19 protein-coding genes are annotated in these 24,188 nt (G+C 63.7%); 13 read left to right on the top strand and 6 right to left on the bottom strand.

Annotated features, from left to right (window positions below; genetic code table 11):
- Window positions 1-113: 113 nt before the first annotated feature.
- The 9 genes from RUGAMON1_RS00315 to RUGAMON1_RS00355 all read left to right on the top strand — a co-directional run bounded on the left by RUGAMON1_RS00315 (window position 114) and on the right by RUGAMON1_RS00355 (window position 9,834).
- Window positions 114-716: a hypothetical protein gene (locus tag RUGAMON1_RS00315; RefSeq protein WP_445228630.1), complete on the top strand. Its 603-nt coding sequence runs from the start codon at window positions 114-116 to the stop codon at window positions 714-716.
- Between the two features lie 37 nt (window positions 717-753).
- Window positions 754-1,254 carry a type VI secretion system contractile sheath small subunit gene (tssB, locus tag RUGAMON1_RS00320; RefSeq protein WP_445228631.1) on the top strand — a complete coding sequence of 167 codons (501 nt, stop codon included), beginning with the start codon at window positions 754-756 and terminating at the stop codon, window positions 1,252-1,254.
- A 1-nt stretch (window position 1,255) separates the two neighbouring features.
- A complete protein-coding gene (tssC, locus tag RUGAMON1_RS00325; protein WP_445228632.1) occupies window positions 1,256-2,743 on the top strand; it encodes a type VI secretion system contractile sheath large subunit in 1,488 nt (495 codons plus the stop codon).
- 31 nt (window positions 2,744-2,774) lie between these two features.
- Window positions 2,775-3,266, top strand: a complete 492-nt coding sequence (locus RUGAMON1_RS00330) for an Hcp family type VI secretion system effector (protein ID WP_445228633.1) — start codon at window positions 2,775-2,777, stop codon at window positions 3,264-3,266.
- A gap of 101 nt (window positions 3,267-3,367) precedes the next feature.
- On the top strand, window positions 3,368-3,841 hold the full coding sequence (gene tssE / locus RUGAMON1_RS00335; RefSeq protein ID WP_445228634.1) for a type VI secretion system baseplate subunit TssE: 474 nt from the start codon (window positions 3,368-3,370) through the stop codon (window positions 3,839-3,841).
- Window positions 3,842-3,843: 2 nt separating this feature from the next.
- Entirely contained in the window at window positions 3,844-6,444 is a 2,601-nt protein-coding gene (gene tssH / locus RUGAMON1_RS00340) for a type VI secretion system ATPase TssH (RefSeq protein ID WP_445228635.1), read from the top strand.
- Between the two features lie 14 nt (window positions 6,445-6,458).
- The gene (tssA, locus tag RUGAMON1_RS00345) at window positions 6,459-7,325 is read left to right on the top strand and encodes a type VI secretion system protein TssA (protein WP_445228636.1); all 867 of its coding nucleotides are present in this window, start codon (window positions 6,459-6,461) and stop codon (window positions 7,323-7,325) included.
- A 101-nt stretch (window positions 7,326-7,426) separates the two neighbouring features.
- On the top strand, window positions 7,427-9,133 hold the full coding sequence (locus tag RUGAMON1_RS00350; protein WP_445228637.1) for a methyl-accepting chemotaxis protein: 1,707 nt from the start codon (window positions 7,427-7,429) through the stop codon (window positions 9,131-9,133).
- A 32-nt stretch (window positions 9,134-9,165) separates the two neighbouring features.
- Window positions 9,166-9,834, top strand: a complete 669-nt coding sequence (locus tag RUGAMON1_RS00355) for a tRNA-uridine aminocarboxypropyltransferase (RefSeq protein ID WP_445228638.1) — start codon at window positions 9,166-9,168, stop codon at window positions 9,832-9,834.
- Here RUGAMON1_RS00355 and RUGAMON1_RS00360 read toward each other — a convergent pair.
- The 6 genes from RUGAMON1_RS00360 to RUGAMON1_RS00385 form a co-directional block, all read right to left on the bottom strand.
- On the bottom strand, window positions 9,817-12,699 hold the full coding sequence (locus RUGAMON1_RS00360; RefSeq protein ID WP_445228639.1) for an Hsp70 family protein: 2,883 nt from the start codon (window positions 12,697-12,699) through the stop codon (window positions 9,817-9,819). The genes RUGAMON1_RS00355 and RUGAMON1_RS00360 overlap by 18 nt on opposite strands.
- A gap of 2 nt (window positions 12,700-12,701) precedes the next feature.
- A complete protein-coding gene (locus tag RUGAMON1_RS00365; RefSeq protein ID WP_445228640.1) occupies window positions 12,702-14,555 on the bottom strand; it encodes an Hsp70 family protein in 1,854 nt (617 codons plus the stop codon).
- Complete coding sequence (locus tag RUGAMON1_RS00370) at window positions 14,552-15,127, bottom strand: DUF2760 domain-containing protein (RefSeq protein WP_445228641.1); 576 nt, start codon at window positions 15,125-15,127, stop codon at window positions 14,552-14,554. The genes RUGAMON1_RS00365 and RUGAMON1_RS00370 overlap by 4 nt, the downstream gene beginning before the upstream one ends.
- A gap of 283 nt (window positions 15,128-15,410) precedes the next feature.
- Window positions 15,411-17,150, bottom strand: a complete 1,740-nt coding sequence (locus RUGAMON1_RS00375; protein WP_445228642.1) for a methyl-accepting chemotaxis protein — start codon at window positions 17,148-17,150, stop codon at window positions 15,411-15,413.
- 257 nt (window positions 17,151-17,407) lie between these two features.
- A complete protein-coding gene (locus RUGAMON1_RS00380) occupies window positions 17,408-18,496 on the bottom strand; it encodes an HD-GYP domain-containing protein (RefSeq protein WP_445228643.1) in 1,089 nt (362 codons plus the stop codon).
- A gap of 23 nt (window positions 18,497-18,519) precedes the next feature.
- The gene (locus RUGAMON1_RS00385) at window positions 18,520-18,996 is read right to left on the bottom strand and encodes a chemotaxis protein CheW (protein ID WP_445228644.1); all 477 of its coding nucleotides are present in this window, start codon (window positions 18,994-18,996) and stop codon (window positions 18,520-18,522) included.
- Between the two features lie 199 nt (window positions 18,997-19,195).
- Between RUGAMON1_RS00385 and RUGAMON1_RS00390 the strand changes: the two genes are divergently transcribed.
- From RUGAMON1_RS00390 to RUGAMON1_RS00405, 4 genes are all read left to right on the top strand, one after another.
- Complete coding sequence (locus RUGAMON1_RS00390; protein ID WP_445228645.1) at window positions 19,196-19,825, top strand: response regulator; 630 nt, start codon at window positions 19,196-19,198, stop codon at window positions 19,823-19,825.
- A 96-nt stretch (window positions 19,826-19,921) separates the two neighbouring features.
- Complete coding sequence (locus RUGAMON1_RS00395; protein ID WP_445228646.1) at window positions 19,922-21,577, top strand: sensor histidine kinase; 1,656 nt, start codon at window positions 19,922-19,924, stop codon at window positions 21,575-21,577.
- Window positions 21,574-21,936 (top strand): Hpt domain-containing protein, encoded by a 363-nt coding sequence (locus RUGAMON1_RS00400; RefSeq protein ID WP_445228647.1) that lies wholly within the window; start codon window positions 21,574-21,576, stop codon window positions 21,934-21,936. Before RUGAMON1_RS00395 ends, RUGAMON1_RS00400 begins: the two co-directional genes overlap by 4 nt.
- On the top strand, window positions 21,933-24,092 hold the full coding sequence (locus RUGAMON1_RS00405) for a hybrid sensor histidine kinase/response regulator (protein WP_445228648.1): 2,160 nt from the start codon (window positions 21,933-21,935) through the stop codon (window positions 24,090-24,092). Before RUGAMON1_RS00400 ends, RUGAMON1_RS00405 begins: the two co-directional genes overlap by 4 nt.
- Window positions 24,093-24,188: the final 96 nt, after the last annotated feature.

Genomic DNA, 24,188 nt, shown 5'->3' on the forward strand with positions numbered 1-24,188 from the left:
AGGCTGCGCAAGCTAAGCCGAAAAGAAACAGTCATTGAGTAAGCGCAATGGCGGGCATAAGCGTTCGGGAATAATGGGACCCTTCATGACCGCATACGCAAGAGGAGAAATTGATGATCACTCCAAGAACGTGGTTGCCCTGCATGGCGAGCTTGCTGTTGCTGTCGGCTTGCGCGACCGACGGCGACTCGGTGCGCAGCGACAAGCTGCAAGCGTCGACGCTGGAGCATGCGCTGGCCGAAGCAGATACCGCCCTCGCATCCGGCCAGAGCGACAAGGCCCAAAGTATCCTGAAGAGCGCGGCGACCAGCTACCCGGCCGACAAGACGCCCTGGCTGCATATGGCGCAGATCAAATTCGACCGCGCCAGCTATGGCGAAGCGATCATGAATGCGCTGGAGGCTTTGCAGCGCGATCCCAACGATAAACTCGGTAACAGCATCGTCGCCGTCAGCGGCCTGCGCCTGTCGACCAAGGCGTTGGCGGACCTGAGCCAGCAAAATAATCTCAACGGATCGCTGCGCTCCGAAGCGCAGGACCTGGCCAAGCTGCTGCGCAGCAGCCTGGGTGAGGACGTGCTGGTGCCCACCTCGAACATCGCACGCAAGTCAGTTCCTGCTGCCGCTTTCGGCAAGAAGACTGCCGTCGCGCCCGCGCCGCAGCCCAAGGCGAGCAACCAGTCCAACAGCAGCGACCCTTTCGGCGGCTTGAAGTAAGTCCGTCGCCCGCGTTTTCCTTTTCGATGGAGTGTGTATGGCTAACGGAGACAGTGTACAAAAGCGCCTGACCAAGGTGCGTCCGCCACGGGTGCAGATGACGTATGACGTGGAAATCGGCGACGCGATGGAAAACAAGGAGCTGCCATTTGTCGTTGGCGTGGTTGGCGATTTTGGCGCCAACTCGGACGTGGAAAAAAAACGCCTGAAGGACCGTAAATTCGTCAGCATCGATAGCGGGAATTTCGACGAAGTGCTGAGCGGCGTCGAGCCTGTGGCGCGCTTCCAGGTGCCCAATCAGCTCAGCGGCGACGACACCAGCTTCAATGTGGAACTGCGCTTCAAGGCGATGTCGGATTTTCGTCCCGAGTCGGTGGTGCAGCAGGTCGAGCCGCTCAACAAGCTGCTGGAGGCGCGCAGCAAGCTGGCCGACCTTCGCAACAAGCTGGCCGGCAACGACAAGCTGGAAGACATCCTGAGCGACGTCCTGACCAACACCGACAAGCTGGCCAGCTTGAAATCCGCCAAGGGAGGCTGACATGTCCGCACAAATGAACCCGATGCAGGAAGCCGCGCCGGCGGTGGAAGGCGCCAGCCTGCTGGACCAGATCGTCGAACAGAGCAAGGTGGCCAAGTCCAACGTGGAGCATGCGCGCGCCAAGGACATCATCTCGGAACTGGTCAGCCAGGTATTGGATGGAACGGTGGTGGTGTCCAACAATCTGTCGTCCACGCTGGATGCGCGCGTGGCGGAACTGGACCGTCTGATTTCCAGCCAGCTGAGCGCCATCATGCACGCACCGGCTTTCCAGAAGCTGGAGCAAAGCTGGACCGGCCTGCATTACCTGGTCAAGAACTCGGCCACCGGCCAGGGCCTGAAGATCCGCATGCTCAACGCCACCAAGCGTGAGCTGGTGAAGGATTTCCAGTCGGCGCTGGAGTTCGACCAGAGCTCGATGTTCAAGAAGGTCTACGAAGAAGAATTCGGCACCTTCGGCGGTGCCCCCTATGCTGCACTGCTGGGAGACTTCGAGATCTCGCGCCAGCCCGAGGACATGTATTTTATCGAACAGATGTCGCACGTCGCCGCCGCCTCGCATGCGCCGTTCATCGCCTCGGCCGCGCCGGAGTTGTTTGGCCTGGAGAGCTACGGCGACCTGGCCAAGCCGCGCGACCTGTCCAAGGTGTTCGACACCGTGGAATACGCCAAGTGGAAGGCCTTCCGCGAATCGGAAGACTCGCGCTACGTCGGCCTTGCGCTGCCGCGCTTCCTGGGCCGCCTGCCATTCAACCCGGTCGACGGCACCACGGTGGAAGGCTTCAACTTCGTCGAGGAAGTAGACGGCACCGACCATCAGAAATACCTGTGGTGTAACGCCGCCTATGCCTTTGGCGCCAAGCTGACCAAGGCCTTCGACGATTTCGGCTGGTGCGCGGCGATCCGCGGCGTCGAAGGCGGCGGCCTGGTGGACGACCTGCCCACCCACACCTTCAAGACCGACGAGGGCGAGGTCGCGCTCAAGTGCCCGACCGAAGTCGCCATCACGGACCGCCGTGAAAAGGAACTGAGTGACCTCGGTTTCATTTCGCTGGTCCACTGCAAGAACACAGCCTACGCCGCCTTCTTCGGCGCGCAGTCGGCGCAGAAGGCCAAGAAGTACAACTCGGAAGCGGCCAACGCCAATGCCGTGCTGTCGTCCCAGCTGCAATACATCTTTGCCGTCTCGCGCATCGCACACTACATGAAGGCCATGATGCGCGACAAAATCGGCAGCTTCGCCGCGGCCTCCAACGTCGAGGACTTCCTCAACCGCTGGCTGATGAAATACGTCCTGTTGGACGATAACGCCAGCCAGGAGCAGAAGGCTCAGTTCCCGTTGCGCGAAGCGTCGGTGCAGGTGCACGAGGTGGCGGGGCGGCCGGGCGTGTACCGCGCCGTGTCCTTCCTGCGGCCGCATTTCCAGCTGGACGAACTGTCCGTTTCTCTCCGTCTGGTCGCGGAGCTGCCGCAGTCGACCAACAACTGATGTTCACTATAACCTGAGACAGGAGCATGCAATGGCAATCGACGTCTATCTGTACATTGATGGTATCAAGGGCGAGTCCAACGACGACCGGCACAAGGACTGGATCGAATGCAAATCGGTGAGCTTCGGCGTGGAGCAGCCGAAATCGGCCACCGCTTCCACCGGGGGCGGCCACACGGCGGAACGCTGCGAGCATCGCGACATCGTGCTCTCCAAACTGGCCGATTTGTCCTCTCCGATCTTGCTGCAAACCTGTTCGGCGGGCCGCACCATCCCCAAGGCCAGGTTCGAGTTCATGCGCGCCGACGCCCAGGGTGAGCGCGTGAAGTACTTCGAGATCGAAATCGAAAATGTGCTGATCGGCGCCGTCTCGCCGTCCGTTGAGGAAGGCGACATCCTGACCGAAGACGTGGCGCTGAAATTCTCGAAGGTCAAGTGGAAGTACACGCAACAGAAAATCAGCGGTGGCGCCGGCGGCAACACCTCCGGCGGCTGGGACCTGGCCAGCAACCGCATCGTCTGAATCTTGTTCCCCTGCGCGCCTGGCGGATCGTGCGGCGATCCGTCGTGGTGCGCGTTTTATGGCCAGGCCGGCCCGGCCTGGCCTTTTTTTGAAAGCATGCGATGAATGGCTTTACTCCCGGCCTGTTCGACCGTTTGCTGGACCCGCAGGGCAGCCAAGCCCGCAACGGCGCGGGCCTGTCGCTGGAGCAGTGGAAGGACACCGTGGCACGCGACCTGGAGGATCTGCTCAATACCCGCTGCGCGCTATCCGAAGAACTGCTGAACGCCTATCCCGAATGCGCCGGTTCCATCGTCAACTACGGACTGATCGACTTCGCCGGCATGTGCCTGAGCAGCAGCGAGGACCGGGCTCGCATCTGCGCCTGCCTCAAGGCCGCCATCGAACGCCATGAACCCCGGCTGCGCAACGTGCAGGCGCGCCTGGAGCGCGAGATCGGCTCGATCAACCGCGTCAGCTTCGCCATCAGCGCAACGCTGGCTGGATTGCCAATGCGCGAGGCGGTCAATTTCGACGCCGTCCTGCAACCCTCATCGCTGCACTATTCAATCAATCGCAGCACCCGCGGAGCGTGAGCATGAATCTCAACCTGAAAATCCTGATCGGCAAGCTCAATGACACCACCCGCCTGGCCGCCACGCGCGCCGCCAGCATCTGCGTGGCGCTGGGCCAGTATGAAGTGGAAGTCGAACATCTGTTCCTGGCCTTGCTGGAGCAGCAACGCTGCGATGTGGCGCTGATCGTCCGCCAATGCGGCGTCAGCACCGAAGCGCTGGAAGCGGACCTGCACCATGAAGTCAGCCAGTTCAAGACCGGCAGCACCCGCACGCCGGTGTTCTCGCGGCAGTTGCCGCTGCTGCTGGAGCACGCGTGGCTGATCGCATCGCTGGCCACGCCGCAGCCGGACCGCATCCGCAGCGCGCACCTGCTGGTCGCGCTGCTGACGGAGCCGGAGTTGTCACAGCTGGCGCAGCGCGCCTCGCCGCTGTTCGGAGAGATTCCCATCGATGAGGTCAAGCACAAGCTGGAGAAATATACCCATGGCTCGCAGGAAGAAACGGCCGCAGCCGACGCAACCACCGCCACCGCGCTTGCCGACCTGGCGCCGCAAGGCGGCCCGCGCACGCCGGCGCTCGATCAGTACACCACCAGCCTGACGCAGTTAGCGCGCAGCGGCAAGCTCGATCCCGTCATCGGCCGCGAGGTTGAGATACGGCAGACCATCGATATCCTGATGCGCCGTCGCCAGAACAATCCCATCCTGACCGGCGAGGCCGGCGTCGGCAAGACCGCCGTGGTGGAGGGACTGGCGCTGCGCATCGCTGGTGACGACGTGCCCGACGTGCTGAAAGGCGTGGAGATCCGCACGCTGGATATGGGCTTGTTGCAGGCAGGGGCCAGCGTCAAGGGCGAGTTCGAGAACCGCCTGAAAAACGTCATCGAAGAGGTCAAGCAAAGTCCGCACGCCATCATCCTGTTCATCGACGAAGCCCACACGATGATAGGCGCGGGCGGCCAGGCGGGCCAGAACGATGCGGCCAACCTGCTCAAGCCGGCACTGGCGCGGGGTGAGTTGCGCACCATCGCCGCGACCACCTGGAGCGAATACAAGAAGTACTTCGAGAAGGATGCCGCGCTGGCGCGGCGCTTCCAGGTGGTCAAAGTCGATGAGCCGAGCGAGGAAATCGCCAGCGCCATGCTGCGCGCCATGACGCCGCTGATGGAACGGCACTTCGGCATCCGCATCCGCGACGAGGCCGTGACCGAAGCGGTGCGGCTGTCGCACCGCTACATCAGTGGCCGCCAGCTGCCGGACAAGGCGGTCAGCGTGCTCGATACCGCCTGCGCCCGTGTCGCGCTGGCGCAGAGCGGAACGCCGTCCCTGCTGGAGAACGCCGCCAGGAGCATGGAGCGGCTATGTGTTGAAATCGCCGCCTTGAAGCGCGAGGACGACGGTCACGCGCACGCGCAGCGCTTGCGCCAGCTGGACGAAGCGCACGCCGCGCTCAAGGTGGAGCACGCGCAGCACAACGAGCGCTGGCAACGCGAGCAATCGATCGTCGCCGCCATCGCGCGTGAGCGGGTCGCCGCGAACGGCGCGGCGGAGACCCATGCATTACGTGCCGAGCTGGCGGCGCTGCAAGGCGAAACGCCGATGGTGCCGGTCGACGTGGACGCCGCCACCGTTGCCGCCATCGTCTCTGGCTGGACCGGCATCCCGCTGGGGAAAATGGTCAAGGACGAGATCCGTACCGTGCTCAAACTCCAGGATGCGCTACAGACCCGTATCCTCGGCCAGGACCACGCCATCGCCGCCGTGGCCCAGCGCGTGCGCACCGCGCGCGCCAACCTGGACGACCCCAACAAACCCAAGGGCGTATTCCTGTTCGTCGGCCCGTCCGGCGTCGGCAAGACCGAAACCGCGCTGGCGCTGGCGGACCTGCTGTACGGCGGCGAGCGCAAACTCCTCACCATCAATATGAGCGAATACCAGGAAGCACACAGCGTCTCCGGCCTGAAAGGTTCGCCGCCGGGTTACGTCGGCTACGGGCAGGGGGGCGTATTGACTGAAGCGGTGCGCCGCAATCCCTACAGCGTGGTGCTGCTGGACGAAATCGAAAAGGCCCACCCGGACGTGACCGAGCTATTTTTCCAGGTCTTCGACAAGGGCGTGATGGACGATGCGGAGGGGCGCGAGATCGACTTCCGCAACACCATCATCATCGCCACCTCCAACGCCGGTTCGGCCGCCATCATGCAGGCTTGCCTGAATCAGGAAACGCCGCCGTCCGATACCGTGCTTGAAGCGCTGCTGCGGCCCCACCTGGTCAAGCATTTCAAGCCGGCCTTCCTGGGCCGCCTGAAAGTGGTGCCGTACTACCCGATACCGGACGCGGTGCTGGTGCAGATCATCGCGCTCAAGCTGGATCGCATCGGCCAGCGCATCCGCGACCACCACCACGCGGAATTCAGCTACGACCAGGCGCTGGTTGAAGCGGTGCTGGCCCGCTGCACCGAGGTCGATTCCGGCGCGCGCAACGTCGACCATATCCTCAACGGCAGCCTGCTGCCGGAGATCGCCGAGGCGGTGTTGCAGCGGATGTCGGAAGGCGCTGCCATCGGCAAGATCAAGGTCGGCGCCAGCAAGCAGGGCCAGTTCAAATACACCATCAGATAGCCCGGAGGCGGACCATGTTCAGCATCGCTCAACTGCTACAGCCCATCAGCGCAGCGCAACCCTGCGGAGAAGACGTCGCCTTCAGCGTGGAGGTGGACCAGATCGCGCAGGCGCGCGTGCACGACGACCCCACGCTGGACCAGGGCGAATGGATCTCCGCCCTGAAGGAAGCCGATTGGCCGCTGGTCGCCAGCCGCAGCGCCGGCATGATCGCCAGCCGCAGCAAGGACATGCGACTGGCCGTCTGGCTGGCCGAGGCCCTCGCCAAAACGCGCGGCCTGCGCGGCCTGGGCGACGGCTATGCGGTGCTGAGCGGATTGTGCGAGCACTATTGGGACGGCATGTACCCGGCCGCCGACGACGGCGACTACGAGCAGCGCATCGGTAACCTGTTCTGGCTCCTGGCCCGCACACCGGTGCTGGTCAAGGAGATACCGCTGGCGGAAGGCGCGGCCCTGCTGCCGGACGCCGAATACTGCCTCGCCATGCTGGCCGCCCTGGAAGGCATCGTCGACCAGCGCCTGGGCGCGGACGGTCCGGGCTTCAGCGCCGCCAAGGACTGCTTGCAGGCCGTGATCCGCAGCGTGGCCCCGGTGGGCAGTGTGCCGGCGTTGGCCGCCGCTGGCGACGCCGCGGCAGGACAGCCGGCGGTGGTTGCCAGCGGGACGCCGCAAGACCGTCGCCAGGCGCTGGCGCAGCTGCGGCTGGTCGCCGATTTCTTCCGCCGCACCGAGCCGCACAGCCCCGTGGCCTACCTGGCCGACAAGGCCGCCAGTTGGGGCGACATGCCGCTGCACGTCTGGCTGCGCGCCGTGATCAAGGATCCCGCCGCCATCTCCAGCGTCGAGGAGCTGTTGGGCGCGCAAACCGCCTTCGAATGAGTAATATCCCTGAGGAAATATTTCCTTTGGAGCTATAGTTTTCCTTCAAATGGTGCTAGCATGGATTGAAAGGTCCATTCATCTTCATTTCGAGGACAGCTATGAACAACCTGAAAATCGGCACTCGCCTCGGTTTTGGCTTTTCGCTCATCCTGTTGATGCTGACGGCGATGACCATCATCGGCATCCTCCGGCTGAGCAGCGCCAGTTCGCTGACCGACCGCATGATCAACGAGAAGATCCGCGACGAGCGGCTGATCGCGGAGTGGGGCAAGATCATCGAGGTGAACGCCGCCCGCACCACCGGCGCCTGGATGGTCGCCGATCCCGCCGACCAGAAGAAACTGGAAGGCATGATGGCCGAGTCCTCCGGCCGCGCGACCAAGATCCAGGACCAGATCGGCGCCAGCATCGAGGACGAGGAGCTCAAGCCCCTGTTCAAGAAGGTGCTTGATACGCGCAAGACCTACACCGAGATCCGCAAGGCCGTCTTCGCCGCCAAGAATGCCGGCGATCTGGAAAAGGGCAAGAGCCTCTACGAGGGCGACATGGCGCAAAGCCGCGTCCTCTACCTCGACGCGCTGAAAAAATTCTCCGACAAGCAGGCGGAATTGCTGGACCAGGCGGCAGTCGAAATCCAGCAGCAGTACACCAGCGGCCGTACCTTGCTGGTGTTGCTGGGATTGGCCGCGATTGTCATGGGCGTATTCGCCGCATGGTGGATCACGCGTACCATCACCAATCCGATCAACGAAGCGGTGAAGGTGGCGGAGACCGTGTCATCGGGCGACCTGACCAGCGACATCCAGGTCAGCAGCAACGATGAAACCGGCCAGTTGATGAACGCCCTTAAAACCATGAACACCAACCTGGTCAACATCGTCGGCCAGGTGCGCAACGGCACCGACTTGATGGCCAACGCCTCCACCGAGATCGCCGCCGGCAACCACGACCTGTCTTCGCGCACCGAGCAGCAAGCCAGCTCCTTGCAGGAAACCGCATCCTCGATGGAGGAGCTGACATCGACCGTGCGCTTCAACGCCGAGAACGCGCGCGAGGCCAACAAGCTGGCCGTCACCGCATCGGAGATTGCCAGCCGTGGCGGCGCCGTGGTGGGGCAAGTGGTCAGCACCATGGGCTCGATCAATGACTCGTCGCGCAAGATCGTCGACATCATTTCGGTCATCGACAGCATCGCCTTCCAGACCAATATCCTGGCCTTGAACGCGGCGGTGGAAGCGGCGCGCGCCGGCGAGCAGGGACGCGGCTTCGCGGTGGTGGCATCCGAAGTACGCAACCTGGCGCAGCGCTCGGCCGCGGCCGCCAAGGACATCAAGGGCTTGATCGACGATTCGGTGCTGAAGGTGGCGCAGGGCTCGGACCTGGTCGACAAGGCCGGCCAGACGATGAGCGAAATCGTCGTCAGCATCGGCCGTGTCACGCAGATCATGACCCAGATCAGCCACGCCAGCGAAGAGCAGAGCATCGGCATCGCGCAGGTGAACGACGCGATCACGCAGATGGATCAGGTAACGCAGCAGAACGCGGCGCTGGTGGAGGAGGCCGCAGCGGCGGCCGAATCGATGCAGGAGCAATCGGCCAAACTGGCCGACGTGGTCAGCGTGTTCAAGCTCGATGCAGCGCAGATGGCGACGCAGGCGCGCGCCTTGCCGCCTGTGCGCCCGCGCGATGCGGTACGGCCGCTTCGTCCTGCGCCGGCGGTGGCTGCTCCGGCCAGTAAGGCGCTGGCGACGGCGCCCAAGCGCGCGGCAACGGCCTCCAGCGAATCCGACTGGGAAGAGTTCTAAGCACGGCTGCGCATTCGGTACAATGGCGGTCTATGACGACCAGTACCGACGGCGCCGCCGCATCATCCTCTCCACGTTCCACGCGCGCGCTGTGCGCCGCCTGTCTGCGCCCGCAGCAGACCTGTATCTGCCGCTGGGTCGCTGCGCTGCCGAATCAAGTGGAGGTGCTGATCCTTCAACACCCGATGGAAGTGAACAACGCCAAGGGCAGCGCGCGCCTGCTGCATTTGAGCCTGGCCAGCAGCCGCCTGGAAGTGGGCGAGGCATTCGCGCCCGAGCGCTTGCAGGCGCTATTGTCGCCCGAGCGCCGCAGCGTGCTGCTGTATCCCGATACCGTGGCCGACAAGTCGCTGGGCCTGGCCGCAGCGCAGCCATTCGATGCGGACTGGCTGCGCGAGCCGCAGCTTCTGCGCCTGGTGGTGCTGGACGGGACTTGGCGTAAAAGCCGCAAGATGCTGTACCTGAATCCTGCGCTGCAAGCTTTGCCGCGCTTGCCGCTGCGCGATACGCCGCCGTCGCACTACCTGATCCGCAAGGCCCACCTGCCGGACCAGCTGTCCACGCTGGAGGCCACGGTCTACGCACTGGCCCAGTTGGAAAACGATATAAACAAATTCAATCCGCTGATCGACGCCTTCGATGGTTTCGTGGCGCAGCAAGCTGCATATGTCGCTCGGCCGCCGTCAGGCGATCAGCTTTAGCCCCGGCGGCAGGGCTTCGCCCAGCATGCGTTTTTCGTCGGCATGATCGAGCTGCACCACTTCGCGCACCATCGCGCTCCAGTTGGCAGGCGCGCCAACGGCGGCAAGGCGCCGCAGGATTTCCGCCCGCAGCGTTTCGTTGATGTCGCGGGTGCGATCGCCCGTCATGCGTGCCAGATGGGCGGCGGCGAAACCGGCCGGCTCCACCTTCTTCCAGTCCAGCGACAGGATCGCGGCCAGCCATTGTTCGACGACGGCTGTTTCCACCACATCGTGCGCGCTGCCGTGAAAGGGCTGGCGCGCGCCGACCCGGCTCAAACCCCACAGGAAGCGCGCCTGTGCCGCTTCGGCCTTGCCGGCATCGGCTGCGCCGCTGCGGGTTTTGTTGGCGGCGGCTTTGACGGCGGCCTTGGTCGCCGCTTCCAGCTGGCCCAGCATCCACGCGCCGATTTCGGCCTTGTAGTTGCCGGGGATGCGCTCCAGCGATGCGCCCAGGCGCAGCATGTCTTCCTCGCTGCCGTTGACCAGCGTGTGCGCGCGGCGTCCACGTTCCTGCGCGTCGGCCTGCACGTTGAAGGCGAAATCGTCCAGCACGCGCAGCTGCGCTTCCACACTCAGGCCGCCGGCCACGCGGCGCCACAGCGTCCACCATTCGGCGCAGACCTGGCTGTCCTTGTGGTGCTGGATGCCGGTGTCGAACATAGCCCACAGCTGCTCGATGCGCCATTCGTCCAGCGTGTAGCCGAAACCGGGACGCAGGCAGTAGCCGCTCAGGTTCAACCACGCACGCTCATGCTCGGACGAGCGGCGGCGGCCTTTGGCGCGCTGCATCAACGCGTCAAACAGGCGGCGCAGCAGCGGCGTGGCCCAGCTTTCGCGGCTGCCCAGCAGGTGTTCGAGCTGCGCGCGCAGCTGCTTGACTTCCTTGATGTCGACCTGCTGCGCGCGGCTGCCGAAGATGCGATCTATCTTGTCGATGGCGGCGTCGAAGCCGGCCGGCATCGGCGCTTCCTGCGGCGCCAATGCATCGGCTTCGCCGTCATCGACGGCGGAGTCGCCGCGCAGCTGGAACTCCAGCAGCCAGCGCTGTGCGCCTTCGATGGCGACGCAATGCACGTCCAGCGTGCCGACTTCGCTCAGCGTGGCGGCCAGCTGCACCGGGATCTCCTTGCGGGCGTCGGCGCTGCTGCTGTCGCGCAGCACGGTGGCGATCGGTGGCAGCTGGATGTATTCGTCGGCTTGCAGCTCGACCAGCTCACCGGCTTGCGGCGGCGAGGCTTCGGAGATCGACGAGGCCAGATGGAAGCGCACCGGCCGGCCAAGGCGCAGCGCGAAGGTGCGGTCGGCCAGCAGGATCTCGCGGTTCTCCGCACTGCCGCGCGGCAGGATGCAGATCGCGCGGCGCGGCTTGTCCTGGCGGGCTTCGTCGTCGAGCAGCAGGAAGTAGCTGCGCGGCGAGCCGCCGCCGATCACCGGCGCTTGTCCGGCCTGGCCCAGCGCGTAGGCGACACCGCCGCGCGCCACCGCCACATCCGGATTGTCGTTGTGCAGAACTTGCAGCGGCTGCCCGCGCCAGTTGGCCAGCGTGGCTTCAAGACGGTTGGCCAGCGCGTCGGCGCGGAACACGCCACCATTGAGCAGTAGCGTATCCGGAATGGGAACGACGTCGCGGTCGTCGGCCGCGATGCCCAGCGCCTCGCGCGCGGCAGCCGCGTGCTGGCGCAGGAAGCTGGCAAGATGGCGCGTGATCGCCGCGTCGCTGGCGTAGGGCAGGCCGAATTCGACGATGGCGCCACGGCCGCGCCGCGCGGGTTCCTGCGTTTCATTGAGGGGGAAGAAGCCGTCCACCACCAAGGCTGCGACTTCCTCGCGCGTCAGGTCTGCCGAGCGCGAACCGCCGATCAGGCGCGAGCCTGAGCCGAGCAGGGTGACGGTGGTGCGTTCCGGCGCATCGGCCGCCAGCAGCAGCTCCTTCGCGGCCCGGCAGCGCTCCGCCAGTTGCGACAGGCTGCTGGCGGACAAACGCGCGGCCGCACCGCCTGCATTCGACGCCATGCGCGTCTCGACCAGATGCGCCAGCGCCAGATCCATATTGTCACCGCCGAGTATCAGGTGGTTGCCCACGCCGATGCGGCTGATCTGCGGCTGGCCATCGACCATCTCGACCTTGATCAGACTGAAGTCGGTGGTGCCGCCGCCGACGTCGCACACCAGTACCAGGCGGGTGTCCGCCAAGTCGGCGGCCAGCGTCGCGCGCTGGCGGAACAGCCAGTCGTAAAACGCCGCCTGCGGTTCCTCCAGCAGGCGCAGGTCAGGCAGGCCGGCCATGCGCGCAGCCTCCAGCGTCAACGCGCGCGCGCCTTCGTCAAACGATGCGGGTATCGTCAACACCAGCTGTTGATGTTCCAAAGGATGCGCAGGGAAGCGCGCATTCCATGCTGCCCGTACGTGCGCCAGATACGAGGCGCTGGCTGCCACCGGCGACACCTTGGCCACGTCGGCCTCCGCGCCCCACGGCAGTATCGGCGCCATGCGGTCCACCTGGGGATGGGACAGCCAGCTCTTGGCGCTGGAGACCAGCCGCCCCGGCACCTGCGCGCCCAGCTTACGCGCCAGGCGGCCGACCACCACTTGCGACAGGCCCGCGACATCGGCCGAAGGCCAAGGCAGTTGCAGATCGCCGTCCGCCAGCTCGCCCTGCGCCGGGTGATAGCGCAGCGAAGGCAGCAGCGCACCGGCGCCGACTTCGCCCGGCGCCACCAGCTGCTCGATCTCGAACAGCCGGATCTGCGCGCTGCCCGGCTCCGAATAAGCCAGCACCGTGTTGGTGGTGCCGAGATCGATGCTGACAACGTATGGACTCATGCTCAGGCTTGGGCACCCGCGCGGACATCGAACTCCACCTTCCAGCGCTGGCCGTCGTTGGCCACCGCTTGCAGTTCCAGCGTGCCCGACTCGGTCGCCATGGCATGCAGGCGCACCTGCACCACGTCGCTGGTCTGACGGCCTTCCGGCGACAGCGTCGCCTGGATCTCGTTCAACTCGATCAGCTCATCCGGACTCCAGAAGTCCAGCAGATCGCCGATCTGGTCCTGGCGGCGCACCGACGAGCCGAAGAAGCGGAACTGCACCGGCTCACCGACCACCAGGCCGAATTCCTGGTTCGGCAGCTCGATCTCGCTGCCTTCCTCCATGCCGAACGGCGCCACGCACAGCGCCTGGATCGGCGGCTCCATGCCGGGGATGGCCGGCATCGACGACTCGATCGCCACGTAGTAGGCGCGCGCCGTACCGCCGCGAATGCGCACGCCGCTGCCGCGACGCACGTAGCTGTAGTAGGCCGCGCCGCGCGCCACCGCCAGGTCCAGGTCCGCGCCGCCCAGCATGCGCGCAGGCTCGGAGCCTTCCAGGTACAGCCAGTCGTTGATGGTCCCCATGATGCGCTGCGACAGCAGGTCCGCCTTGAACACGCCGCCGTTGAACAGCACCGCCGTCGGATGCAGGAAGGTCGCGTCGGCGCCTTGCTTGCCGACATAGCCTTCCAGTTCGCTGGTGGCGCCCAACTGGCGCGCCAGGAAGGCGGCCAGATGGCGCGTGATGCCCGCGTCCTGCGCATACGGCAGGCCAAGCTGCGTCAGGCCTGCGCGCGTGCGCACCGCCGGACGGGCCGACGCATCCACCTGCGGGAAGAAGCCGTCGAGGATGAAGGTGGTCACTTCGTCGCGCGTCAGTTCGGTGCGGATCGAACCGCCGATCAGCTTCGAGCCGCGGCTCGGCACCACGATAGGCCAGGTGTCGACGCTGGCGTCGGCCAGCAGTTTTTCCTTGGCGCTGCGGCAGCCGTAGGTCAGCGCGCGCATTTGCCAGGCGTCGAGCTGGGTGCCGCTGGCGGCCAGCTTGCGCGCCACCAGGTGCGCCAGCGCCAGATCCATATTGTCGCCGCCGAGCAGAATGTGGTCGCCCACCGCGATGCGGTGCGGTTCCAGTACGCCGTCGCGTTCCAGCACGGCGATCAGCGAGAAGTCGCTGGTGCCGCCGCCCACGTCCACCACCAGGATGATGTCGCCCGGCTTGACTTCCTTGCGCCAGCGGCCTTCGCTGCCCTGGATCCAGCTGTACAGGGCCGCTTGCGGCTCTTCCAGCAAGGTCAGGTTGGTGTAGCCGGCGGCGCGTGCCGCGTCGGCCGTCAGTTCGCGCGCGCCCGGGTCGAACGATGCAGGGATCGTCACCGTCACTGCCTGCTCGCCGAATGGCGCGTCAGGGTAGGCCTGCTCCCATGCCTTGCGCAGGTGCGTCAGGTAGCGCGTCGAGGCTTCCAGCGGCGAGACGCGCGACACTTCTTCCGGCGCGTCGTTCGGCAGCAGGGCGGAGCGGCGGTCGACGCCCGGATGGCTCAACCAGCTCTTGGCGCTGGAGACCAGGCGGATCGGCGTGGTGGCGCCACGGCTGCGTGCCATTTCGCCGGCGACGGCGGTTTGTTCTTCCGGCGACTGCGGCCATGGCAGGCTCAATTCGCCCGGCGCCAGTTCGTCTGCGTGCGGCAGGTAGAGGAAGGACGGCAGCAGCGGCAGTTCTTCGACCGTGCCCGGCGCGGTCAGCTGTGGAATGGGCAGCACGCCGTGCTGGGTTTTCTCGCCATCGCTGGCGCCCAGGTCCACATAGGACAGCGCGCTGTGTGTGGTGCCAAGGTCGATGCCGATGGCGTAGCGTGGGTCGCTCATAATTCCACCTCCGCCGGCGCCAGGATAGCGGCATCGTGTGCCTCGGCCAGTTTCGGCAGGCGCACGTTGGAGGCGCGCCAGCCGCGATGGCTCAAGGCGCCGCGGAACGGCGCGCTGCCGACCACGTTGCCGGTCAGGCGCACGGCGCTGGCGTCGAAGCCTTCTTCCAGCACCACGCGGCTGCCTTCGGCTTCGCTGCGCACCGCTTCGATGGTGAAGTGCTCGCGCAGCACCTTGCTGCAGCCTTCATGCACCACGCGCGCGGCGGCGCCGATGTCGGCGTCGGAATAGGCGCTCAGGTTTTCCTGGGTGAAGTCGATCAGGCGCGCTTCGCGCTGGAACAGGCTCAGAAGCTGCAAGGCGGCATCGGGCGTGGCCACGCGCAATGGCGTTGGCGCAGGTGCGGGCGCCGGGGCAGGTGCTGCAACGGGAGCGGCGGCCGGTTGTGGAGCGTCGTCCATGCGGGCCAGGCGGGCGGCGTAGTCAGCGTCGGACAGCGCGCGGAAAAACGCGCCGATGGCGATGGAGATCCTGCTAAAAAACGACGGCAATGGTTGAGTCGAATTGTTCATTTTGTTTGCTCGTATCGGGTGAGCCGGGACGCCGCATCGGCGGCATCCTGGCGAGGTGTGGGTTGGGGGCGCGCGTGGCGCGGGGAAATTCCGTCCCCCGGAAGCCCTGCATGATACCAGCTCGGCCACTTGGTTCCCAAGAAGGCAAGCATGCACCTTTGATATTTCGCTTGATTTCATCATTTTAAGCGTTTGAAATACTGTGTTTGCGTACAGGATTTTGTTGCCGAACCCGGTCCTGGACGCGAGCCGGCCCCGGGTTCCACTGGAACGATACTTTTTGCTAGAACTCTTCCCAATCAGCCACAGCCGCTTGAGTGTTTGAACCAGCTGAACGCGCACGTGTCGTAACGCTGGTCAGTCGAGGCCGCGGCGTAGGGTTTGTTGCCACGACCTTCATGGCGGAGCTCGGTGTTTTACGCGGCTGTGCTGTCTGATGCGTATTTTCCTGATCCCCGCTTCCCTTCCGCGTTTTGAAGACGCTCACTGTCTGAACCAGGTTCGCGGCTTGATCCCGCAGCGATTCCGCCGCCGCCGCCGCCTCCTCGACAAGTGAGGCGTTTTGTTGGGTCACGTTGTCCATCTCGATAATGGCCTGGTTGACTTGCTCGATTCCCGCAGATTGCTCGAGGCTGGCGCTCATGATCTCCGCAATCATGTCGGTCACTTGTTTAACGCTGCTGACAACGTCCGCCATCGTCTGGCCTGCGTCATTGGCGAGCTGTGTTCCGATATCGACGCGGTGTACCGAGTTATCGATCAACGCCTTGATTTCTTTGGCGGCGCTCGCGCTTCGCTGGGCCAGGTTGCGTACCTCCGAGGCAACCACGGCGAAGCCGCGACCTTGTTCGCCGGCCCGTGCCGCTTCGACTGCCGCATTCAAGGCCAGAATATTGGTCTGAAAGGCGATCCCATCTATGACGCTGATGATATTCACAATTTCCCGCGATGCGGCGCTGATGGAGCTCATGGTGCCAACCACCTGGTCGACCACGGCGCCTCCTTTCGTCGCAAAATCGGATGCTGTGATCGCCAGCGCGTTCGCCTGGCGGGCATTTTCCGCGCTCTGCCTGACCGTGGACGTCAGTTCCTCCATCGACGACGCCGTTTCCTCCAGCGAGCTGGCTTGCTGCTCGGTTCGGCTCGACAGATCGTTATTGCCGGAAGAGATTTCCGCCGCCGCCACGGAGACCGTTTCGGAATCCCGACGGACCGAGGTCACCACAGTCGATAGAGAGATCTGCATCCGCTGCAACGCTGCCAAGACGCTACGGGTGTCCTCTGACCGTACAGGAAGTACACAGCTGAGATCGCCATCAGCGACTTTGGTTACCGCTTCACACAGAACCATTGGTTCGGCGCCCAAGGCTTTTAACAGACTCCTTGAAATGAGCATGCCGGCTGCGACCGCCATCACGACAGCGATTGCACTGGCGAGCAGCAGTAGGGTTCTCGACGCAGCAAAGTCTTCGCTCGCCTCTTCAATCAGTTGGGCGGAGCGCGCCGCCGTCAACTCGGCATACTCGTTCGAGACGGAAATTAATGTGGCCAGCAACGGCCGGCACTCCTCGTTCATTTTGATGATCGCCTCGGCCTTCTTGTCGTGCAGCGCAAGATCCACGATGGCCAGGGCGACGGGCGCATATAGCTTTTCAGTGCTGTCGATTTTGCCGATCAGACGGCGGGCATCTTCGGAAACGGAACTGTCCTTGGCCAGCTCATTGAGCGCCTGAAGATTTTTAATCACATCCGATTGCGCCTTGGCGACAATCTTTGCCTCCGCATCGCGCTCGACCGGATTGGTGAGCAGGACAAGATTTCTTGCTGCGATAGCGCGCAAGTCAACCGCCTCCCGTACCAGGTGAGCGTGTTCGGAGCGCGCGCGTACGCCGTTGACATAATGTTCGAAGTTCTTGAATTGATGCAGATAGTTGACAATGGAAAGGACAGCAATGCCGATCAGCAGTAGCGTCATGGCGCCGAATGCGATTGCAAGCTGAGCTCGTACGGATAGTTTTTTCATGGTATTCCCCAGTGTGGTAACGAATTCCCTTGCACGTGGTCGTAGCAGACCTTGCGCTCAGGAGGTGTTCGATCATTGACGATGACGCTGATGACGATGCTTGGGCGGCACGGGGATGGGGTGCCAGGACGATCAATCTTGATGCTTGTGGTGAAGCGACAGCTGTTTTTTCAGATAATCTCGTTGCGGTATGCGGATGCGGTCGGCGCGGTCTGGGCCTTTAAGTGGTGCGGCTCGATATCCGGATATGTTCCGGTTCATACATAGGGAGCGGCAAGTTCGGGTTCGCAGCCTTGCTCCGCATGGTCTGCTCCGGCCTTGCTATACCGGTGTTGAATAGCCAGCAATTCTGCCTCGTCGCGGAATAGTGCCGTGACGCAGACGGGGTCAAAATGTCGGCCGCTCTCCGCTTGCATGGTGGCGCGCGCCTTCTCGAAGGACCAGCTGCTTTTATAGGAGCGTGCAGAACAGAGGGCGTCGAACACATCGGCTGCGGCCACGATGCGGCCGTACAGCGGAATATTGTCGCCAGCGAGGCCTTCGGGGTAGCCGCCACCGTCATAGCGTTCATGGTGGGTCGCGGCGATCTGGGCGCCGACCTGCAATAATGACGAGGCGCTGGAGGCCAGGATGTCGGCGCCCATGCGCGTATGGTTGCGCATGATAACGAGCTCCTCCGGCGTGAGGCGGCCAGGCTTGAGCAGGATGGCGTCCGGCACGCCGAGCTTGCCGATGTCATGCATGGGCGCCGCGGTGCGGATCAGCTCGCACTCTACCTCGTCCAGACCGAGGTTGCGGGCGATCAGTTCAGCGAACGCGGCCATGCGCAGCAGATGTTCGCCGGTCTCCGAGTCGCGCACCGCCGCCGCGCGCGACAGCCGATAGATGGCCTCACGTTCGCGTTCTGCGATCTCGGCGGTGGCCAGCCGCACCTCTTCGGCCAACCTCAGCGCATGTTGCTCCAGTTGGCGCTGGGCCGCGCGCAGCGCCAGCAGATTGCCGACCCGGGCGTTGAGTTCGATAAAATTGACCGGCTTGGTCAGGAAATCGTTTGCGCTCAGACGCAGCGCTTCGTGCCGGATCTTGTTTTGGGTATCGGCGGTGACCATGACCAGCGGTGTATGCCGCTTTCCAGGCAGGTCGCGAAAACGGCGGAGGAACTCAAGACCGTTCATTTCCGGCATCATGTAGTCGACCAGCACCAGATCGGGATCATGGCCAGCGCACCAGTCCAGCGCGGCCAGCGGGTCTTGCATGGCGATGGGAGGCTGATCAGTCAGCATCTCCAGCATATGGCCAAACACCTCCAGGTTCGACTGGTTGTCGTCAACGATCAGGATGTTCATATGGCGTCCTTTTTCACGGGGTGTCAGGCGGCCAGTGCTGGCGCAGGTAATGTCAGCAGGTCGTGCAACATCGCCTCGATGTTCAGCATGATGAGCATGCGTTCGTCGATGCTGCCGACGGCCATGACATGGGCGCTGGCGGCCTGGTGCATTTGTGGCGCCGGCCTGATGTGGGCCGGCTCCAGTGCGACCACATCGGCCACGCGGTCGACCACAATGCCGGTGATCGCATCGGCGATGGATAGCATGATCACGACGGTGCTGTCGTTATAAGTCGGGGTGCCCACCCCCAGGCTGATGCGCAGGTCGATCAGCGGCACGATGATGCCGCGCAAATTGACGACACCCTTGATAAAGCCCGGCGTGTTGGCCAGTTGCGTGACGGGCCCATAACTGCAAAGTTCCTGGACCAGTGCGATATCGATCGCGTATTCTTCCCGGCCGAGCCCAAATACCAGATTGCTGCGAGTGGGCGTCTCGTTGGCGGTTACCGCGTCCATGCTGTACTCCCGATGTTGGCTGCATTCGCTGCAGCGGATTTAACGATTCGCCTCATACTGTCAGGTAAGCTGTCGACTCGGCGGCATAATGGCGACGGTCAATGATTTTTCGAGAATTCGTGTCGCCGGGATCGATTATAATGAATTTTGGTGAAAATGCTTAATTTGATTTATTTATTTATTTTGGTGCGAGGTGTTCGTGACTAGTAAGCGAAGCGATTCCCCCGAGGACGAGGTGTGCACCACGCAGCGCGCGGCGGAAATTCTGGGGGTTTCTGTCTCCTCGGTGCAACAGCTGGTCGAGGCCGGTATTATTGAGGCCTGGAAGACCAAAGGCGGCCACCGCCGAATACCGCTGCATGCCGTATTGCGCTACAAAGCCTCGCCCCAGTCGTCCAAATCAGTGCGGCCGGGCAATCTGAACGACGGCCCCGCAAGCGTGCTCGTGGTTGAGGATAGTCCGATGCAGCGAGCCATCTACGAGCGTCAGTTCGCCTCCTGGGGCTTGCCCGTCAGCCTGACGTTCTGCGAAAACGGCTACCAGGCCCTGATGGAGATCGCCCGCCGGCAGCCCCATGTGCTGCTGGCTGACATCGTGATGGAGGGCATCGACGGCTATGAAGTCATCAAGACTGTGCTTGCCGACCCGGAACTGGGGCACATGCATGTGGCGATGCTGTCGGGCTTGAACGAGGAAGAGCTTGACGAACGGGGCGGCGTGCCGCCGGGAGTCGTGTTCTTCCGGAAACCGATTAATTACGACGAACTGCGCGGATACATCAAAGCCTGCTGCGCCCAGCAGGCGCGGCGCAATCATCTGGATGGATAACCAATTTAATTAAATTTGACAAATAAAGCTGATGCGTGCAGCATGGGCACCTGCGTAATTATTTCTATCAGGTAACTACCAACAGCCGGAGGTGAGATGTGGCGTAAGCTATTGTTGCGGGTCGACATGCGCTGGCTGTTGCTCGGCTTTGCGCTGATTGTTACCGTGGGGACCTGGAGTCTGACCCTGCTTCAGCTGGACGAAGCGCGCAGGCTGGTGTTCAGCGACGCCCAACGCGACGCCACCACCCTGGTCCGCCTGTTTCGGGAGCATGCTACGCGCACGCTGGAGGCGGCCGACCAGGCCGTGGTCTTTCTGCGGTACCGCTACAACGCCGAGGGCTTAAAGCTCGATATCGCCCGCGAACTGCGCGACGGACTTGGCCCCAGCGACATCTACAACCAGTTCAGCATCGTGGACGAGCATTCGGACGTCGTGCTGTCCAACCTTCAGTTCAAGGTCACCAATGTAGCCGACCGCGAGCACATCCGCGTGCATCTGCAAGCCGACGACGACCAGCTCTACGTGAGCAAGCCGGTGTTGGGCAGGGTGTCGAACAAATGGTCGCTGCAACTGACGCGGCGCATCAGTTATCCCGACGGTCGTTTCAAGGGCGTCGTCGTGGCGTCGCTCGATCCGATGTACTTCACCCATCTGTATCATGATATCGACGTCGGCAGGCAGGGATCGATCGACCTCGTCGGCACGGACGGCATCATGCGCGTGCGGCGCGTCGGCAGCGACGACAGCCTCGGCAAGGATATCAGCCGTTCCGAGGTGTTTGCCGCGATGCGCGATCACGCCAGCGGCACGCTGATCCCCGAGCGATCGGCCGATGGCCGCTTGCACATCTACGCCTTCCAAAGACTGGATCGTTTTCCTTTGTATGCGGTGGTCAGCATTGACGTCGAGGAGCGTATGGCTGGCAATGAGGCGCAACGCAGACGTTCGCTGATGCTGGCGAGCTGTGCCACGCTGGTGACGCTGCTGTTCTCGGGGGCGCTGTACTGGCTGTCGTGCAGATTGGTTGCCAGTCGTGCTGTTGCCATCTCAGCCAACCTGGCCAAGTCGCGCTTCCTTGCCAATATGTCCCACGAATTGCGCACCCCCCTCAACGCCATCCTCGGCTACTCCGAGCTGCTGCAGCATGAACTGCAGGGCAGCCGCCTTGCCGGCTTTGCCGACGGGATTCATGTTGGGGGCATGCGGCTGTTGCGGCTGATCGACGCGGTGCTTGAACTCAGCGCGCTGGAATCAAGCTGCCAGCCGCTGCACCTGGAATCGGTGGCGCTGGCCGACCTGGGCAAACTGGCGCTGTCAGGGTATGAGGAAGCGGCGGCGAGCAAGGGCCTGCAGCTGACGTCGGCCACTGCGCCCGGACTGCCGGAACTTTGGCGATGTGATCGCGCCAAGCTCACGCGTGTGCTGGACATATTGCTCAGCAATGCGGTGGCGGCGACCAAGTCCGGCGCGGTCGCGCTTCGGCTGGCGCCAGGCCCCAACGGGGGACTGCGCTGCGAGGTCAGCGATACCGGTCCGGGTGTGCCGGAGGCGGTAAGGCAACGCATCTTCGAGAAATTCACGCAGGCCGACGACTCGGCTGCCCGTTGCAAAGAGGGCGCCGGACTGGGACTGGCGATCGCCAGCCAGCTGGTCGAGTTGATGCAAGGACGTATCTGGCTGGACGCCGGCGGCAACGGCGGCGCCCTGTTTATTGTCGAGCTGCCCAAGCAGCCGGAGGACAAGGCATGACAACCCACTACCTGGCGACTCGTCCGCAACTGCTGTGGGGCTTTTCTTGCGCCGACCGCGACTGTTTCCGGGCCTTGGGGCAAACCTTCATCGATACCGCCCCGGCGTGGATGGGGCGCTTGCGTCTGGCGCTCGGCAGCGGCGCCGCGGCCGACATCTGCGCCGCCAGCCACGGACTCAAGGGGATGACCCAACTTGTCGGGGCCGATGCGATGACGGCGCTGCTGCAAGAAGTGGAGCGCCGTGCGCGCGCCGACATGCCGATGCCGCCGTTGACGGCGCTGGAGCCGATGTTTACGCAAGTGATGCAAGAAGTAGCCCACAGCACGCTTCACTATGCCGGGGGAGATCGTCTGTGAAGGCCCTGGAGATGCGTGGCACGCTCATGGCGGTCGGCGTGGCCCTGTTGCTCTTGCTGGGGGTGACGACCCTGGGTGTTGCCTGGGTGTTGCGCGAACACGAGATTGAAGACTGGCAGCGAAACCTGAGCAGGCTTTCGCTGCAGCTGGCGGAAGGGACAGCGCTGATTATGGCGTCGGCTTCCGGCGTATTGAATGGCGTGACCGATGTGGTGCAGGCCGACCTGGCCTGGGGAGACGCGGCGACCCTGCGCGCTCCCCAGCTCTACCAATCCATGCGCGACAAGATTGTTGGGCTGCCGCAGGTTGACGTGGTCAGCGTGGCGGACGCCAAGGGAGATGTGCTGAACTTTACACGCAGCTATCCCGCCCCTGCGATCAACCTGGCCGACCGCGACTATTTCTCCTGGCACCGCAGCCATGCGGACATCAAGCCCTTCGTCAGCGCGCCGGTGCGCAACAAGGGCAATGGCAAATGGACTTTCTATCTGAGCCGCCGCCTCAATAATAACGACGGCAGTTTTGCCGGCGTCTTGCTGGTGGGGATCTCAACCAGCTACTTCACTGACTATTTCCGGCGCGTCAGTGACAGCCAGCATGCCTCCATCACCTTGTACGGTCCGGATCTGACGCTGCTGGCGCGCTGGCCGGAGGCGGATAATTTGACAGGGCAGAGCGTGCGCACCGGTATTACAGCGGCGGTGGTGAGCGCAGGCCTGGACAACGACGTCCGCATCACGCGGGGACCCCGCAAAGCCGCCGGTGACAAGCCGGTGTTTCGCATGGGCGCCGTGCGCAAGGTGCGGGACTATCCCTTGGTGATCAACACCACCATCACGGAAGAGCTGCTGCTGGCCGGCTGGTGGCGCAACTTGCGTCTGTTGTGTATGGTTTCATTGGCAGGACTGGTCGCGCTGTTCGCGGCGAGCTGGATGGTGCGCCGCTTGCTCCAGCGGCGCGACCAGGATGCGACGAAGGCGCGGCAACTGCGGCAGCAGGCCGAAGCCGCCAGTGAGGCCAAGTCGCGTTTCCTGGCGATGATGAGCCACGAGATCCGCACGCCGATGAGCGGCATCGTCGGAATGTCCGAGCTGATGCTGGAGGTGCCGCTCGATCCGGTGGCGCGTGGTTATGCGGAAAACGTGCACCGAGGCATGCGTGAGTTGATGGTTATCCTCAATGACGTGCTCGACTTCTCCAAGATCGAATCGGGCCGCATGACCTTGGAGATGCAAGTCTTCAATCCCGCGGCGCAGCTGGACGAAGTGCTGACGCTGCATCGGGCGGCGGCCGAGCGGAAGGGACTGCTGCTGGAAGTACGGGCCGGTGCCGGGCCGACTTGGGTGCTGGGCGATGCGGCGCGCATCCGCCAGGTATTGGGCAACCTGGTCAGCAATGCCATCAAGTTTACGCCATCCGGAAAGGTCGTTCTGGAATACGAGGCCGTGGTCGACAGCCGGAAAATGAGCTACTGGCACTTGCGTTACGCAGTCGTCGACCAAGGCATAGGCATTGACGCGTCGGCGCAGAAGCTGCTGTTCGAACCATTCAGCCAGGCCCATGGCGCCATCAGCGCCAGCTATGGCGGAACCGGCCTCGGGCTGGCGATCTGTCGGGAACTGGTTGTGCTCATGGGCGGCAATATCGGATGTGTCAGCAGTCCCGGAACCGGCGCCCGTTTCGAATTCGACTTGCCGGCCAAGCTGGCGCCGGCACCGGTCGGTGCGCCGTCGCCCGCGCTGTCCACGCCGCCGATGACGGCTACGCCGCAGGCGGCGCCGACCACGCGCCGCGTGTTGCTGGTGGAAGACAACGAAATGAATCGGCAGCTGGCGCACATTCTGCTGGCGCGGCTAGGCTGGCAGGTCGACGACGTTGCCGATGGCGAGCAAGCGCTGGACGCGTTCGCCCGGCAGCGCTACGATCTGGTGCTGATGGACTGTATGATGCCTGTGATGAACGGCTATGACGCCTGCCGCCGCCTGCGCGAGCGGGAAGCGGCAGCAGGCGCGCTGCATACAACGGTGATCGCGCTGACCGCCAGCGCGATCGAAGGCGATCGCCAGCGCTGTCTGGAGGCCGGAATGGACGATTACCTGAGCAAACCCTTCAGTGCCGCCGAGTTCAATGCGATGATGGCGCGCTGGCAGTCCTGAGCGGCCGATACACGGTTGACATTTCGCTTGATATCGCCATTCTAAGCGCCTAGAATACTGTATATGTATACAGTAGTTTGGTGCCGCGATGTCTTA

The organism is Duganella rhizosphaerae (assembly GCF_040364205.1).
Classification (GTDB): Bacteria; Pseudomonadota; Gammaproteobacteria; order Burkholderiales; family Burkholderiaceae_D; genus Rugamonas; species Rugamonas rhizosphaerae.

Coding starts and splice junctions, on each gene's coding strand:
- RUGAMON1_RS00315 (WP_445228630.1), top strand. CDS start 114: ATGATCACTCCAAGAACGTGGTTGCCCTGCATGGCGAGCTTGCTGTTG.
- tssB (WP_445228631.1), top strand. CDS start 754: ATGGCTAACGGAGACAGTGTACAAAAGCGCCTGACCAAGGTGCGTCCG.
- tssC (WP_445228632.1), top strand. CDS start 1,256: ATGTCCGCACAAATGAACCCGATGCAGGAAGCCGCGCCGGCGGTGGAA.
- RUGAMON1_RS00330 (WP_445228633.1), top strand. CDS start 2,775: ATGGCAATCGACGTCTATCTGTACATTGATGGTATCAAGGGCGAGTCC.
- tssE (WP_445228634.1), top strand. CDS start 3,368: ATGAATGGCTTTACTCCCGGCCTGTTCGACCGTTTGCTGGACCCGCAG.
- tssH (WP_445228635.1), top strand. CDS start 3,844: ATGAATCTCAACCTGAAAATCCTGATCGGCAAGCTCAATGACACCACC.
- tssA (WP_445228636.1), top strand. CDS start 6,459: ATGTTCAGCATCGCTCAACTGCTACAGCCCATCAGCGCAGCGCAACCC.
- RUGAMON1_RS00350 (WP_445228637.1), top strand. CDS start 7,427: ATGAACAACCTGAAAATCGGCACTCGCCTCGGTTTTGGCTTTTCGCTC.
- RUGAMON1_RS00355 (WP_445228638.1), top strand. CDS start 9,166: ATGACGACCAGTACCGACGGCGCCGCCGCATCATCCTCTCCACGTTCC.
- RUGAMON1_RS00360 (WP_445228639.1), bottom strand. CDS start 12,699: ATGAGTCCATACGTTGTCAGCATCGATCTCGGCACCACCAACACGGTG.
- RUGAMON1_RS00365 (WP_445228640.1), bottom strand. CDS start 14,555: ATGAGCGACCCACGCTACGCCATCGGCATCGACCTTGGCACCACACAC.
- RUGAMON1_RS00370 (WP_445228641.1), bottom strand. CDS start 15,127: ATGAACAATTCGACTCAACCATTGCCGTCGTTTTTTAGCAGGATCTCC.
- RUGAMON1_RS00375 (WP_445228642.1), bottom strand. CDS start 17,150: ATGAAAAAACTATCCGTACGAGCTCAGCTTGCAATCGCATTCGGCGCC.
- RUGAMON1_RS00380 (WP_445228643.1), bottom strand. CDS start 18,496: ATGAACATCCTGATCGTTGACGACAACCAGTCGAACCTGGAGGTGTTT.
- RUGAMON1_RS00385 (WP_445228644.1), bottom strand. CDS start 18,996: ATGGACGCGGTAACCGCCAACGAGACGCCCACTCGCAGCAATCTGGTA.
- RUGAMON1_RS00395 (WP_445228646.1), top strand. CDS start 19,922: ATGTGGCGTAAGCTATTGTTGCGGGTCGACATGCGCTGGCTGTTGCTC.
- RUGAMON1_RS00400 (WP_445228647.1), top strand. CDS start 21,574: ATGACAACCCACTACCTGGCGACTCGTCCGCAACTGCTGTGGGGCTTT.